This window comes from Flavobacterium sp. MMS24-S5 (assembly GCF_050320125.1).
Classification (GTDB): domain Bacteria; phylum Bacteroidota; class Bacteroidia; order Flavobacteriales; family Flavobacteriaceae; genus Flavobacterium; species Flavobacterium tyrosinilyticum.
In genome coordinates, this window is record NZ_CP190016.1 from 475,826 (window position 1) to 490,667 (window position 14,842).

The following is a 14,842-nucleotide window of genomic DNA, read 5'->3' on the forward strand; positions in this document are numbered from 1 at the left end:
ATTATATTTTTTTTACTTAATTTCAAAACTTACAATTTAATCTTAATACTTAATTCTCTATACTTAATTCTTCTTTACCTTTTTCTCCGGCGGTGCCACAAAATTCAATTTGCTTTTTCCTAAATCTTTAGACGTTGCAATTGCAATTCCTCTTTGTTCTGCTTTATTTACAGCACAATAAAAGTGATAGACTACTCCATTATGTTTTACAACAAATGATTTATGCGCAAACATATCATCGTAAGGTTCAGAAGATTTAACTAAATCGTCGCCTTTCCAGTCCGTCCAGTTTACTAAATCATTCGAAACGGCAAAACGATTAAAAGCGCCTTGATTCCAACCTGTCCAAAAAGCTCCGAAATAGAACATCACCCAAGTATCGTTTATACGCTGAATATATGCATCTCCTGAGATTCCTTTATGATGATTGACTAAAGGTTTGTCGCCATAACGCTTCCATGTTTTCATATCATTTGAAACCGCCATCGCAATGCGTTCTGCACCTTTAGCCGGATTTATACTATCGCCACGGGCGTTATAATACATGATGAAATTATGTCCTGTCAATTTATCCTTATCACGAATCACACTGTTTTTGTACATCGTACTATTGTCCCACCATCTGGCGTCTTTGTCTTTTGGAGTTAAAACAGGATTTTCTAATCTTTGAAATTCATGCGGTTTTGTCGGCGCTTCTTTGGTATACGCCATTCCGATTGATAAAACGCCTGCTTCATAACCTTTACTGTCTCCGCCAAAATAACTCATCCAGTATTTGTCATCGTATTTCTCCCATTTGTAACTTCCGCCCCAAGTTGGATCTTGCAGCGAAATATATCCTGCTTTTTGGTTCACGTCCCAATGTTTTTCGTTTTCTGAAAAAGACATTACCTTTCCTAGATGTTTCCAGTCTAATAGATTGTCGCTTTCTGCCAACCAAGTTTCGTAACCTCTTCCATCATAAATTAAATACGTCATGTACCATTTTCCGTCTTTTCTAAATACACTCGGACAATCCATTTTGTATGAGTTGTCGGTAGGAACCATTACCAAACCGTATTTATAAGGCGTTTTGATTTCTTCGTAAATCTCCTGCATTACGCTGTCTGTAATTTCTCTTTTCTTGTATTTAGTTGCACAGCTGGTTAGGGCAAGTGCTGAAATGGTTAGGATTAGATATTTAATTTTCATTTTTATGTTTTTTTTGCCACTAAGGCGCTAAGGCTCTAAGTTTTTTTTTGTTTTCGAAAGATTTAATCTCGCAAAGTCGCAGAGTCGCAAAGTTCTATTTTCTATACTCTATTTTCTATTTTCTAAAATCTTGCTTCTTGCATCTTTCTTCTTCCCACTCTCTTCTATTTCTTCAACTCTTTTAATTTAGAATCCATCACATCTTTGTTCAGTTTTACTTTTACCATTCCTGTTGGATGAAATCTTCTTTTCAAATCGATTGCATTATACACTATTGTGTAAACGTCATTTCCTTCTGGGATTAAACACAAAGGCGTTCTCATAATATCCCACCATTTATCAACTTTGGTTTCTATTGGAAGATAATGCGCTTCTGCCCAATTAATTCCGTCAGCTGATAACGAATACGCAATCATATTTGGTAAATGATGCCCCCAACCGTCTGGACCTCCGTCAAAAATAGCAATGTACAGACCGTTTGGTAATTGACTTACAATTGGATTTTCTACGAATAACGGATGCATGGTTTTAATGGGTTCCAGACCTTTGTTTATTCTTAACCAAGGCACCTTCTAAACTTTTGGATTCGGCTAAAGCCACAAACCAGCCTTTTCCTGATTTCTTCGGATAATCTGCCCAAGAATTAAACGGGTAAGCACCGCTGTAAAATCCGAAGTATTTATCGCCTACTTGATACGGAAAAAATGACGCAACACCCTGACGTCCTTCCCAAGGCTGAGAATCCAATCCAGGTTCCATAATGATTCCCATATCTTTATACGGTTCGCCAATTCCATTGATTCCTTCAACTGTCGATTCACAACGCCAAATTCTTCCGAATGAATGATTTGGCTCTATCTCTTTACTAACCGTATACGCCAAATAATAACCGTACCATTTGTTTGCTTTTTCATTGAAAACCGGCATGTAAGACCAAATGGCAGCACGACGATCATTCATAGGATTATCATCTTCTGTAACGGCGTAAGTTCCGCTTGCTTGATAGATGGTAGATTGTCTTTTCCAATGGATTGCATCTTTACTTGTCCAATGTCCTATTTTGGTTTTTACACGATCATAATAGTAATCAACACCTTTTTCTCCAGCTCTTTCAGTTGGAAACATATGATACGTATCGCCGACTTTAACCACACGTCCGCCTTCAAAACCTCCCTGAATACCTTCTGTTCCATACATTCCTTCATCGATAACAGGTTTACTTTCTCCGCCGATAACTTCGAAAAGCGGTTTTTCATCTGAAAATCCTTCAACGATAAAAGTTGGGTTCCAAAGTTTTCCGTCCGGAAAATTGGCATTTCTTGGTTCAAGTTTTTCTGAGGCTTTTACAACTCCTAAAACAGCAAATAATCCTTTTCCAAAATTTAATGTTTGAGTTCCTTTTGAAAATGAAATCACATAAACATTTACAGGAGGTAAACCTGTAATTGTAGCTCCGTTTTCTAAAATTAATTTGGCATTTTGAAGTTTATCAGCTTGAAGATATTCAGCATTCTTTTCCTGAAAAACTCCAATTAAAACCTGAACTTGTTCTTTAAACTTTAACTGCAAAGGAGCATTAGTTCCGTTTTTATATTTATCTAAAGGGAGTTCAATTCCTGTCAATCCTTGCAATTCTGGAGCTAAACGAACGATATTGTGTTTGCTTCCTGAAAATACATGAGCATATTGAGTGGTTTTGAAAGTTTTGTAATTGGATTTTACAATTTCAAATGAGGCTGGCTTCCATGCGGTGGTTTGTGCTGTGGCTTGGATGCAAACGGTTAACAGCATTAGGAAAATGGCTTTTAATTTAAAATTGTATTTTTTATTTTTTGAAAACATTGGTTTTATTTTTTTATTGACTTCTGAATTTCTTCAATCTTGTCATTTCGAGGAACGAGAAATCTTCGCGAGAAACTCTACAAAGATTGGCGACATTCTGTGTGGAGCTACTTGTGGAGATTTCTCCTTCGTCGAAATGACAAAACTGACGTGATAATCTTTGTGGTTACGAGTGTGATTCCTCGTTCCTCGGAATGACAAACTGAACGTTATAAACTATCGGCTAATCACTCATAACTCATAACTCATAACTCATAACTCATAACTCATAACTCATAACTCATAACTCATAACTCATAACTCATAACTCATAACTCATAACTCATAACTCATAACTCATAACTCATAACTTATAACTCACAAAGCCTTATAACTCACTTTATACTCCACATTCGGTTTTACAATCAACTGATATTTATTTTTTGCTAATTCTGTAATTGTCCCTGAATTTGTTTTTGGCTTTGATGAACTTTCAAAAATCAATTTTCCTTCACCTTCGCCTGCTTTTACTTTGATTTCTTTGGTATTACAATATACCGCAACTTCTCCGTTTGGTGTTGGCACTTTTCCTTCCATCCATTTTAAACCGCCTAAATTTGGTTTGATTTCATATTGGGAATAACCCGGCGCGGTTGGTTTTACACCCAAATAATATTTTCCTAATAAGTAAATCGGACTTGCTCCCCAAGCGTGGCAAAGGCTTTTTCCATAAGGACGACCGTACATTGTTAAATGTTCCGTTCCCTTTTTGTTCGGATTGTATTCTTCCCAAAAAGAGGTTGCGCCTTCATTTAGCATTCCTCCCCAATAGTCCTTCATTTCTTTTAAAACATAATCTTGTTCGCCCATTGCGCACAACGCTTCCAATTCATAAAAACGCATATATGGAGTTGTGATTTGAAGTACCTCTTTATTTAGTAATACCTTATTTTTTACACTTTGTTTTTGTTCTTCATTAAAATAATTAAAGAAAATACCAAACATATTAGCGTATCTCGTTACAATATTTTGCATTTTACCGTCGATGCGCTGGTGTTTCATAACGTTTTCTTTTTTATCCCAAAACACATCAAATAGCTTTGTTTTTAAATCATTCCCTAATTTTTGATATTGTTTTTGATCTTCAGTTTTACCAGCAATTTCTGCACTAACGGCCATTGCTTCAAGACTTCTGGCTAAAAGCATTTGTTCAAAACTAACTTCTCCTGTTTTTGGAAGTCCATCTGCCCAGTCAATAAAAACCCAATCGCCTTCTAATGGTTCAAGGAATCCGTTTTTGTTTCTTCTTTCTAAACAGAAATCCATTAGCGATTTCATTCTTGGATAAAAAGTCTTGATGAATTTCGTGTCACCAGTATGTAAGTAGTAATCGTAAACACCTACAAACCAATATAGCGAATAATCCATTATAATATTTACGTGAGCCGTTACAGGATCTTTTCCGCGAAGGGCTAAAAGCGTTCGTTCTACCGAAGCCGAATCAAAGAACAAATAATAATTCATTAAATAACTTTGATAAGCGTCTCCAGACCAAACCCAGCGGTCACGTTTAATTCCGTCTATAAAAAACTCACGAGAAGTTAAATGCATCGTGTAAGCTGAGACATCCCAAATTTTATTCAATTGTTCATCCGAAGATTTGAATGCGCCACGATAATCTAATGGCAAATATTCATAAAGCATCGAAATAGAATCGTATTTTACTCCTGCATCAGCTTGCACCTGAACATAACGGAATGCTTTCGAGCCATCATGTGTATAAGTTTCAAACTGTTTTCCATCAAAAGATAAATGATCTAAGGTTTCGCATTTAGCAGAATCTAGCGCTTCTTCACGAGATTCGCCATAATACAATGCTAGTTTGCCTTTTCCTTTTAAACCGTGAATTTTAATGTAACCAAACGTTTCTTTGCCAAAATCTACTAATTGACCAGATCCTATTTTTTCTGTTTTTTTAGCGCTTAAAGGTTTCGTTGTTAGTTTAAACTCAGAAGGTTTATTTTCTGGCGAATTAAAATTCCAAGAACCAACAGGAACCCACGGCGTACCAGATTGCTGCGCTTTTCCAGTTTCATCAATCCAAAGTTTATCTTCGTTGGTTACTTTCCATGAAGCATCAGATTTAACATAATTACCAGAAATATAAATAGCAGGCAATACTTCCTGATTGTACACTTTAAAAGAAATTTTGTGTTTTCCGGCAGGAACTATAATTGATTTTGGCTGTCCGTAAATTTGAACGCCATCTAATAGTAATTGAAAAGGTCACTTCTGAGAAGATTTTTACATCGTCAGGTTTTGGAATATCTACTTCAGTTTGAAAAGTGACCAAAGCATAAGGACTATAATATTGCCAAAGTGGAGGAAACACAGCTTCGCGTTCTGTACGTCTTACCTGCATTTTATTGCTTAACCAAACTTCAAAATCTCCTGGATACCAGATCCATGTCGCTTCTTTTGGCTTTTCCTGGGCAAATGATAACGAACACGAAAAAAGGGCAACAAAAAGAAGTAAAGTCTTAAAAATAAAAAAGCGGTTTAGCATAGTTAGTGTATTTTGGGACTAAAGATAAGTGTTATCTTTACATTTCACAACCTGCACTATCCTGCTATTTCATAAAAAACACTACTTTTTGATAATTTTTTAAGGGAAAAATTATGGCTTATCACTTTTTTAGTACTAAAAAAAATGATGTTACAATTTTATGGGACGATGATGAGACGGATTCGCTATCGCGAAGACGCGGATTAAGGCGGATTTTTTCTTTTGCTAATCTTCAATAGCTTTGTCAAAGTTTTAAACTTTGACAAAGCTTGTTGCGTTGATATAATTAAAATCAGTGTAAATCCGTGTCTTTACGAAGTAAATCCGTTTTATCCGCGTTCTTATTTAGTCTAACAATCTAAGCAATCATTCTATCAGATTCATTTTCCTCTTCTAAAATATAATTAGAAGGCGTTTTGCCCAAATGCTTCTTAAACATATAAATAAAAGCACTTGTAGTTTCATAACCTAAATTGAAGGCTATTTCTTTGATGGATTGCTTTTCGCCCAAACGCTTTATGGCTTCTAATAATTTTAAACGTGTACGCCAATCGCTGAAATTCATTCCCAATTCTTTAATAAATAAACGAGATAACGTTCTAGTGCTCATAAAAGAAATCTCGGCGTAGTATTCTATCGTGTTTTTGCTGGCAATATCTTCCATTAAAATCTCAACCACTTTTTGAAGTCTTTCGTGATTGGTTGTTGGCAGGAAAGTAGCGCTTGGCTCAATTAAAGCCAATTCATCCAAGAAAACAGCAATGATTCTTTTTTGTGGTGGAGTCAAATTTCCTTCGATTCCAAAAGAAATGATTTTAAAAACCAACTGCTTTAAAAACATCGGAATATCAAACGAAAAACTATTTGTTGGCAATCCCTCCATTGCAGACGGATCAATAAAAACGCTGTAGTAATTCACGTCTTTCTGAAAAGTAACCTGATGTTCTACTCCGCCTGGAAGCCACAAGCCCTGCAACGGATTCACAACCCAAATATGATTGCCCACTACAACGTTCATCACGCCACGAGTTGCATAAATCAACTGACCTCTTGGATGTGAATGGGAAATACACATTTCGTTGGTTACCATTTCGGTATAACCAATAACAGGAATCGATGGATCAAGTCTGTATCCATGTTCCTGCGCCATTCGATATGTCCGAATCTGGTTATTCATTGTCCAAATATAGCAATTCTGACATTAGTATTCTTTTAATCTTTGCAAAAAATAATACAGCTGTTGTTTTTGAACCTAATTTAAAAATCAAAAAATATCTCATGGACACTATTAAAGCAAATCCTGACATAGTTAAAAAAACCACTTATTCGATCTTATTTATCATTAGTTTTTCTCATTTAATTAATGATCTTTTACAGGCTGTTGTACCGTCAATTTATCCGCTTTTAAAAGAAAATTTCAGTTTAAGTTTTACTCAAATTGGTATTATTACTTTGACGTACCAAATGGTTGCCTCTATTTTACAGCCGTTTGTGGGAATGTATACCGATAAAAACTCAAAACCATATTCACTGATTGTGGGAATGTGTTTCACAATGATTGGACTTTTCTTTGTTTCTATCGCTTCGAGTTTTGTCAACTTACTATTATCAGTAAGTTTAATCGGAATTGGATCTTCGATTTTTCATCCTGAATCTTCACGTGTGGCGCACTTGGCTTCGGGCGGAAAAAGAGGTTTGGCGCAGTCTATTTTTCAATTAGGAGGAAATGCAGGAAGTGCAATCGGACCTTTATTAGCCGCTTTTATTGTTATTCCACACGGACAATCTTATATCGCTTGGTTTTGTATTATTGCTTTAGTTGGTGTTTTTGCTTTGTATAAAATTGCAATTTGGTATACAGCACATTTATCTGAAAGAAATGCAAATAAAGCTTCTCATCAAATCGAAACGCATCATTTGTCTAAAAACAGAGTAATTGCTTCGTTGATTATCTTATTGGTTTTGATTTTCTCTAAGTATTTCTATATGAGCAGTATTACAAGTTATTATACGTTCTTCCTTATAGATAAATTCCACATTACGATTCAGCAGTCACAAGTGTATTTATTCTTGTTCTCGGGTGCTGTTGCTGCAGGAACCTTAATTGGTGGGCCAATTGGAGATCGATACGGAAGAAAATATGTAATCTGGGTTTCTATTTTAGGTGTTGCTCCGTTTACTTTGATGTTACCTTACGTTTCTTTATTCTGGGTTGGAACCTTATCTGTAATCATCGGATTAATTCTTTCTTCTGCATTTTCTGCGATTCTAGTTTATGCAACTGAATTATTGCCTGGGAAAGTTGGACTTGTAGCGGGTCTTTTCTTCGGATTTGCTTTCGGAATGGGAGGTTTAGGCTCTGCCATTCTAGGAAAAATTGCCGATGCTACTAGTATTGAATATGTCTTTAAGATTTGTGCGTTTCTGCCTTTGATTGGAGTTATTACTGGGTTCTTGCCTAATTTGGAGAAGAAAATTAAAAACTAAAATATTTTACATATTAAAACAAAAAAGCTCTAAAATATTTTAGAGCTTTTTTTGTTTTACAATAACTTCTTATTTGAACTGTACTTTTCTTTTTCTTGAGAAGTCATTTCTCTAGAAAAAACTTCATCATTATATTTTACAGTATACTTCTTATCGCTACGTAAATTTTGATATCCTTCTGCAGTATAAAAAACTGGCATCACAGATCTTTCAAGTATTTTAACCTTTTTGCCATCTATTCCTTCTACTTCTTCATCAGAGAAATAATAGACGTTGAATTTAAAAATATGATTGTTATCATTATCAACCACATTATCCATTACACCAAGTACAGAACCTGGGTAGATTTGATCGTTAAGTTTTACAGAAAGTGATTTTTCATCAACACCAATATAAGATGCATTTGAACCGTCTGCATGGTCTACTATAATTTCTGTTCTAAAGATGGTATTTCCTTTATCTGCAACTGAAAATTTTCTTATCTCGGTTACTACACCTTTTCTCATCGCACATATAGTATCTTTCGTTTTAGAATATACGGCATAGTTCTTCCACATTTCAGGTTTTACATTAAACCTAAAAGACTCATATATTGCTACTACTTTATTCTCTTTAAATGGAAGAAAGTACACAATAGAATTATCTAATTGCGGATTTATAGAACCTTTTTTATAACTATATGTATAGGAACAATAGATTGGTTTTTCTTTATCAATAGGATCTAATTTAAAAAGCGTTCCCGAATCTTGCGTTAAATTTAAATTGTAAGTTTTTCTAAACGCAGAAAGATCTTGAACATTTGTAGCACTTTCTAAATCAAACTCTACAAAATAATTTCCTAATACTGATTTAGTATAATTGTACTCTACACTATTGTCTCCTTTTTTTACACTAGTAATAAAAATCTTCTGATTCTGTGAAGAAATTTTATGAATAGAAATAAGAGATAAAATTAAAACCGCTACTATACTCTTTGACATAATTACATTTTTATCATTAAACATTGTTTAAAAAGCGATACAAATGTAATACAAAAACTACAAAATATTTTAATTAAAGTAATCTTTTTACTATTTATTTTTAATTCTTTGAATTTATCAATTCCCATTAAAAAACAAATACAAAGCCAAAATCGTCAATCCCAACAAACCAAATAAAAGCTTTACCTTTTTACTAGTTTTAGGAATATCCGTTTCATCTGAAACATTCACTTCAGGATTTTTATCGGTCAACGAAATAATAACAGCTGTAATTAAAAGTACCGCAAAAATGTAAAACGAAATCAATAAAAAGTGAGGCCAGGCTTGATATTTATCAGCCGGGAAAATCCATAAATATAAAACCCCAACAAACAAACTAAAAGCAGAACCCCAAGAAAGTGTTGCATTTACAGCTTTTTTGGTTGTTCGTTTCCAGAAAACACTCAAAAGGAAAACAACTGATAACGGAGGCGCCAAGAAACCTAAAACGGCCTGAAAAATGTTGAATAAATTCTGTCCTTTGATATTATCAATTGCAACGGCAATCAGAATCGCAAAAACACATCCGGCAGCAATTGTTAAACGGCCAATTTTAATTTGATCTTGAATCGTCGCTGTTGGGTTAATTTTCTTTACATAAATATCATTCGTAAAAACGGTGCTTAAAGCATTTAGCGAAGAACCAATTGTTCCCACCAAAACTGCAATCATCACGCAGATTACCAAACCGTTCATTCCGCTTGGGAAAAGATTCGTAACCATTGTCATATAAGCCAAATCAGAATTGCTTCCTAATTCTGGATATAACGCATAACACAAAATTCCGGGAAGAATAAACAGCGGCAACGCCATTACTTTTAGCCATCCAATAAAGTTAACTCCTAATTGTCCTTGCTCCAGATTTTTCGCTCCTAAGACACTCTGAACCATCGATTGATCAGTACAGAAAAAAGCAACAGCTGCTACAGGATATCCTAACAAAATAGCAGGCCACGGATAATGCGCATCATCTGAAGGGCGAACTAAGTTCCAGAAGTTTGAAGGTGTTTTGGCAATTAAAACATCGATTCCTCCTAGTTTTTGTAAACCTAAATAAGACAAAGTCAATGAAACTACAATCAGCAGAATCATCTGAAAAACATTCACTTTTGCAATTGCTTTTAATCCTCCGGCAAACGTAAATATTCCAGAGAAAATCACTAGAACCGTAACACTCTGCCACATTGGAATTCCCAAAATCTGACGCACTAAAACGCCTCCGCTGAATAATCCCAAAGAAAGCCAGCTTACTAATATTTTTACTAAAGCGTACCAAGCCAAAATATTCTGCGTACTGTCGCCATAGCGTTTTCCCATATATTCGGGCATAGTGCTTACTTTACTCGCAATATATCTTGGTGCAAAAACCATTGCCAAAAGCAGTAAAAACACAAAAGCGTACCATTCGAAATTTCCCGCTACAATTCCCGTAGCGTAACCAATACTCGCAAAAGCCAGTAATGACGAAGGTTCAGACGTTAGTTCCCCACATATTAAACCCGATGCTGTACCAGTTTAAGGAGTTTCCTGCCAGAAAAAGCGTTTCATTTTTCTTTCTTTGTTTCATACTTACCACATACCCAATGACTAATAAAGCCACTAAATAACCCGCAACAATTACAAAATCGAGCGTGGTTAATTTATCGTAGATACTGTTCATAGTCCGTATTCGTTAAGAATATCGGCAATTTTAACCGGCATTCCAGTTTGCAAAGATTTATCCATTGCTTGTAACAAAGCCACTGTTCCAATTCCTTCTTCCATGTTTGGATAAGCCTCAAAACCTTGCTCGATGCTGTCTACAAAATATTCTAAGTAATTCTGATATTCTCCGCCGTGATGACTTTGTCCTTCAAAACGGAAATAATATTTTATCGTGCTGTCGCCCCAAGTAATCACTTTTTCTTCGCCAGTTTTGTCTGTAACGGCATAACGCAATTCATGATAATCGGCTTGGCTTGCTCCTTCTGTAGCACGCAGAATTGTACTCATTCCGCTGTCGCGTTGTGCAGGCTGAGTCGGCGAAGTATAAACACCGCTTACACGGGCAATTCTACCATCAGTTGCTTTAAAGATAAAATGCATCGTATCTTCATTCTTCAATCCTGCATTTTGTCCGTTACTGCTAATCATCCCGTAGCCCATTACTTCCTGAATATTCGGCAAATACCATCTAATGAAATCTACAGGATGACTCAAACCTCCATACAGCCATTTAAACGATTGCAAAAGCGACCATTCTTTCTTTAAAAACCATCTGTGATCGGCGTGATATTGGGCTTCAATTGTAATTAAATCTCCAATTAAACCTGCTTCATAATCGGCTCTTTGTCTTTTGGCTGGTTCGAAGAAACGAGAGCTTTGCCCAATGAAAACTTTCTTGCCAGTTGATTTGCTTAATTCTAGCAATTCTTTTGCATCCGAAAGATCATCGATAAACGGTTTGGTGCAAACGACATGTTTTCCACTTAATAAAGCTTGTTTCACATGTTGTGCGTGCAAATGATCTGGCGTATAAATCGCAATGATATCAATTGATGCATCATTCAACAAATCGTCGTAATTAGTTGTGTACGAATGAAAATCGAATTCTTTTGCTCGCTGTTTACACAATTCTTCGTTTCGGTCGCATATTTTAACGAGTTCTAGTTTTGAACTTTCTATAGCAGCCGACATTGTGCTTCGTCCTTCTCCAAGTCCTAGAATGGCTATTTTTAACATTGGTGGTCAGTTTAGATTATTAGTTTTTTTTTAGCCACGAATTCACGAATTATTTTTTTACAATCTGGATGTAATATTGATTCGAATTATTCGAAAAAATAATCGCAAAGATTTTCAAAAAAATAATTCGTGAATTCGTGGCTATCTCTTTTTATTTAGTTTCTACTTTGTTTAAGAAAATCCAGGTTTCATCTGGTTTTGTGCCTTCAATTCCCGATTGGTATTTTTTCATTAAGGCGTTCCATTCGTCTACACGAGGATTATTTTGTGTTGTCTTGGGATTTAGTTTATCCAGATTTTCTCCTTTCGGAATACTGATTACTAAAATTAATTGTCTGTCTTTTTTGAAAACCTGCAATTGCTGAAAATCGGCATTACAGAAACCTCTGGCAACTTCTGGCCATTTTTCGAATTGCGTTTTATGATACTCTACATATTCTTTTTGCAACTTTTCATCAGCAGAAAGATTTGCTGTTAAAACAATATTTTCCCAATCTGATGCTGGTTTGGAGTCTTTACATCTTTCGAAATTTTGAAAATCGTAAACTAAATCTTCATAGATTTTAATTTCTAAAGAAGGAAAAGCACCCGCCAGTTTTCGTTTCGTTCTTTCTGGCTGATTCATTTTTCCGTAAATCACCAAATGATTTTTCCATTGGTACAATTCCTGACCCACAATTCTAAAACCAACCAAAGTCGATTTGATTTTTTCTATATCAAAATCAGAACCTATCAATTCAATCGCATACGGTTTTGGCATTTCCTGCAGTCCCCATTTTTCATCGATTACGACTTCTTTTTCTAAATCTTTATAAGGTGCTCTGATTCCCGCAGCATCTTTTATTTTAGTGCTTACATACGGATCGTTATGCTCCCAAATATTTCCTTTTTGAACCGTTATGATTTTTAAGGATTTTCTTTTCAGCAATCCAGTTGTTTTTAATTGTAAAACCTTCACTTCCTTCATCTGTATACAAATACAACCATAAAAACGGATCATGCGCATACGGACTGTTATAAACCTTATCAATATAATTTTCTTCGATTCGGCTTCCTGGCTGAGCCGAAAGCGTGTAAATTCCTGCTACATCATGCAAATGTTTCGCATAATGATGAATTTTATTTCCTAGAATTTTATTGTTTTGCATCACATTAGGCGTGTGCGTCCAACCCCAGCCCATTGCCATTCCAGAGTAGGATACATCTGAAATTTCGTTATGTTCAATGGTAATATTTCGAACAAAACCTGCGCTGATTCCCAGAGTTCCCCAATCTTCATTGGTTACGTTGGTGATTAAATTGTCAGAAATCACTTCATCCGAACACATTTCTCTTTCATCTTTTATGATTAAAGGCAAATGTGCTTCAAAAGCTTCTTCGGAGAAAACTCCAACATTGATGGCACTTCCGCCAATATCTTTAAATAAATTTCCTTTTACAGTATTGTGATTTGTTCCTTTATTTAAATCTAAACCAGTCGAAGACAAATGCTCAAAACGGCACGATTCAAACTGAATATTATTAGCATAATTTACTTCAACTGCTGCACGAGGTCTTCCCACCCAAGCTTGATTTTCTAAACTTGCCTGATTTGGCGTTCCCGGCTGTTTCAATTTATAAGCATCCAATAAATACATACCTGACTGCAACGGCACATGACCTTGCTGTGAAGGACGAAGCCAATTGCTATACTGAAACGAAATTCCTTTAAATCTAAAATGACTTACAGGAGAGTCAATTGTTCCTTTTACTTCAACTAGATTTTCTAAAACAGGCGCAGTTACAATTGCCGAATTAATTTCTTCTCCAGCTCGCGGAATATAATAGATTTTAGCATTTTTCTTGTCCAAATACCATTCTCCAGGCTCGTTTAAAAGCGAAAAAGCATTGTTTAAGAAATAAGCTGAATTCCCATTGTTTTTAGAAATCCACGGTGCAGGCCACGGATGCTCGCTTTGAATACGGCTTTCTGGTTCTTCAAACGAAAGTTTGGCACTGTCTTTTTGAACTTCGATATTTTTGATTCGGAGATTAGCGTTTGACCACCATTGTACAATAAACATTTCCATTCCTGGTTCGTACTTCACTGATTTATCTTTAAACGGAATCCAACAAGTTTGTTCTTCGTGATTCCAAGATAAAATACGTTCCATTGTAGTTCCGGCAGTATTTTTGGCTCTTACGGCTTTTTTGCCATTTACCCATAATTGCCTGTAATCAATCAGACTTCCTGCTTTTTTAGGAGCATCGGCCACCCAAACCGCACCTTTTTTCAGTCCGTTGATAACCGTTGTCGATTTTGTCCAGTTTTTAATTTCGATTCCACCGCTTATAATGGGTCTTGCATTTACATCGGCTTCAATTGTTGTCGGACTTTCTGCAGTTCCAGAATCTTCAGGCCTTACAAATAATGGTTCGTTTAAATAATACGTTCCATTCATTACTACGATTCGGATTCCGTCTTTTATCGATGGATCTTTTAAACGACGAAGTTCTCTGGCTTTTCGTATTGCCATATGAACCGTTGCCAGCGGATTTGATTTTGTTCCGAGGTTCGAATCTTTTCCCGATGGTGAAACCCAGATTTCAGCTCCACTTGCCGAAAGCGAGAATATCATCAAAAAAACGACTAGTAATTTGTTGAAAGTAATTAAACGCATTATTTATAGTATTGATTTTTTTCTTAAGCTAAAATTACGAGGCATTTATTTAAAGCGCTATAATTTTTACAAATAATTGTATTTTTAACACTTTTACCAAATAACAGGGACAATTTAGAAGAATATAAAATTACATGTATCCTGTACCCTCCTGCAATATTGCCTTTAAGACCGAATGCTTCAAAAATTGGCTTTCTGTTATTTTCTGATTTAGCAAACAAAAAAAGTTAAATTCACAAAAAATCTGTGATAAAGTCTATAAAACTGTCATTTCGTATTATTTTTTTAATAGATTTGTGTAATCGATTACATTAAATATTTCAAATTAAAAATGCAAAATTTTATTTATTGAATAATAATTCAACGAGTAAAAAATT

13 protein-coding genes are annotated in these 14,842 nt (G+C 35.3%); 1 reads left to right on the forward strand and 12 read right to left on the reverse strand.

The window, feature by feature from the left end:
• Positions 1–63: 63 nt before the first annotated feature.
• From ACPWTF_RS02055 to ACPWTF_RS02080, 6 genes are all read right to left on the reverse strand, one after another.
• A complete protein-coding gene (locus ACPWTF_RS02055; RefSeq protein WP_427874189.1) occupies positions 64–1,191 on the reverse strand; it encodes a glycosylase in 1,128 nt (375 codons plus the stop codon).
• Between the two features lie 164 nt (positions 1,192–1,355).
• Complete coding sequence (locus ACPWTF_RS02060) at positions 1,356–1,760, reverse strand: hypothetical protein (RefSeq protein WP_427874190.1); 405 nt, start codon at positions 1,758–1,760, stop codon at positions 1,356–1,358.
• The gene (locus tag ACPWTF_RS02065) at positions 1,720–3,033 is read right to left on the reverse strand and encodes a hypothetical protein (protein ID WP_427874191.1); all 1,314 of its coding nucleotides are present in this window, start codon (positions 3,031–3,033) and stop codon (positions 1,720–1,722) included. The genes ACPWTF_RS02060 and ACPWTF_RS02065 overlap by 41 nt, the downstream gene beginning before the upstream one ends.
• A 357-nt stretch (positions 3,034–3,390) precedes the next feature.
• The gene (locus ACPWTF_RS02070) at positions 3,391–5,268 is read right to left on the reverse strand and encodes an alpha-L-rhamnosidase C-terminal domain-containing protein (protein ID WP_427875724.1); all 1,878 of its coding nucleotides are present in this window, start codon (positions 5,266–5,268) and stop codon (positions 3,391–3,393) included.
• The gene (locus tag ACPWTF_RS02075) at positions 5,210–5,578 is read right to left on the reverse strand and encodes a hypothetical protein (protein ID WP_427874192.1); all 369 of its coding nucleotides are present in this window, start codon (positions 5,576–5,578) and stop codon (positions 5,210–5,212) included. Before ACPWTF_RS02075 ends, ACPWTF_RS02070 begins: the two co-directional genes overlap by 59 nt.
• A 358-nt stretch (positions 5,579–5,936) precedes the next feature.
• Positions 5,937–6,755 carry an AraC family transcriptional regulator gene (locus ACPWTF_RS02080; RefSeq protein WP_427874193.1) on the reverse strand — a complete coding sequence of 273 codons (819 nt, stop codon included), beginning with the start codon at positions 6,753–6,755 and terminating at the stop codon, positions 5,937–5,939.
• Between the two features lie 101 nt (positions 6,756–6,856).
• Between ACPWTF_RS02080 and ACPWTF_RS02085 the strand changes: the two genes are divergently transcribed.
• Entirely contained in the window at positions 6,857–8,065 is a 1,209-nt protein-coding gene (locus ACPWTF_RS02085) for an MFS transporter (protein WP_427874194.1), read from the forward strand.
• Between the two features lie 56 nt (positions 8,066–8,121).
• Here ACPWTF_RS02085 and ACPWTF_RS02090 read toward each other — a convergent pair whose 3' ends face one another.
• The 6 genes from ACPWTF_RS02090 to ACPWTF_RS02115 form a co-directional block, all read right to left on the reverse strand.
• Positions 8,122–9,045: a hypothetical protein gene (locus ACPWTF_RS02090; protein WP_427874195.1), complete on the reverse strand. Its 924-nt coding sequence runs from the start codon at positions 9,043–9,045 to the stop codon at positions 8,122–8,124.
• A gap of 117 nt (positions 9,046–9,162) precedes the next feature.
• Positions 9,163–10,578 (reverse strand): sodium:solute symporter family transporter, encoded by a 1,416-nt coding sequence (locus tag ACPWTF_RS02095; RefSeq protein ID WP_427875725.1) that lies wholly within the window; start codon positions 10,576–10,578, stop codon positions 9,163–9,165.
• Positions 10,556–10,744, reverse strand: coding sequence for a hypothetical protein (locus tag ACPWTF_RS02100; protein WP_427874196.1), 189 nt, complete (start codon positions 10,742–10,744; stop codon positions 10,556–10,558). Before ACPWTF_RS02100 ends, ACPWTF_RS02095 begins: the two co-directional genes overlap by 23 nt.
• Entirely contained in the window at positions 10,741–11,805 is a 1,065-nt protein-coding gene (locus ACPWTF_RS02105; RefSeq protein ID WP_427874197.1) for a Gfo/Idh/MocA family protein, read from the reverse strand. The genes ACPWTF_RS02100 and ACPWTF_RS02105 overlap by 4 nt, the downstream gene beginning before the upstream one ends.
• Positions 11,806–11,956: 151 nt before the next feature.
• Complete coding sequence (locus ACPWTF_RS02110) at positions 11,957–12,733, reverse strand: L-rhamnose mutarotase (RefSeq protein WP_427874198.1); 777 nt, start codon at positions 12,731–12,733, stop codon at positions 11,957–11,959.
• The gene (locus tag ACPWTF_RS02115) at positions 12,672–14,465 is read right to left on the reverse strand and encodes a right-handed parallel beta-helix repeat-containing protein (RefSeq protein ID WP_427874199.1); all 1,794 of its coding nucleotides are present in this window, start codon (positions 14,463–14,465) and stop codon (positions 12,672–12,674) included. The genes ACPWTF_RS02110 and ACPWTF_RS02115 overlap by 62 nt, the downstream gene beginning before the upstream one ends.
• Between the last annotated feature and the right edge of the window lie 377 nt (positions 14,466–14,842).

Excerpts from the sequence above, each read along its gene's own strand:
- ACPWTF_RS02055 (WP_427874189.1), bottom strand. The coding sequence starts at position 1,191 with ATGAAAATTAAATATCTAATCCTAACCATTTCAGCACTTGCCCTAACC.
- ACPWTF_RS02065 (WP_427874191.1), bottom strand. The coding sequence starts at position 3,033 with ATGTTTTCAAAAAATAAAAAATACAATTTTAAATTAAAAGCCATTTTC.
- ACPWTF_RS02075 (WP_427874192.1), bottom strand. The coding sequence starts at position 5,578 with ATGCTAAACCGCTTTTTTATTTTTAAGACTTTACTTCTTTTTGTTGCC.
- ACPWTF_RS02080 (WP_427874193.1), bottom strand. The coding sequence starts at position 6,755 with ATGAATAACCAGATTCGGACATATCGAATGGCGCAGGAACATGGATAC.
- ACPWTF_RS02085 (WP_427874194.1), top strand. The coding sequence starts at position 6,857 with ATGGACACTATTAAAGCAAATCCTGACATAGTTAAAAAAACCACTTAT.
- ACPWTF_RS02090 (WP_427874195.1), bottom strand. The coding sequence starts at position 9,045 with ATGTCAAAGAGTATAGTAGCGGTTTTAATTTTATCTCTTATTTCTATT.
- ACPWTF_RS02100 (WP_427874196.1), bottom strand. The coding sequence starts at position 10,744 with ATGAACAGTATCTACGATAAATTAACCACGCTCGATTTTGTAATTGTT.
- ACPWTF_RS02105 (WP_427874197.1), bottom strand. The coding sequence starts at position 11,805 with ATGTTAAAAATAGCCATTCTAGGACTTGGAGAAGGACGAAGCACAATG.
- ACPWTF_RS02115 (WP_427874199.1), bottom strand. The coding sequence starts at position 14,465 with ATGCGTTTAATTACTTTCAACAAATTACTAGTCGTTTTTTTGATGATA.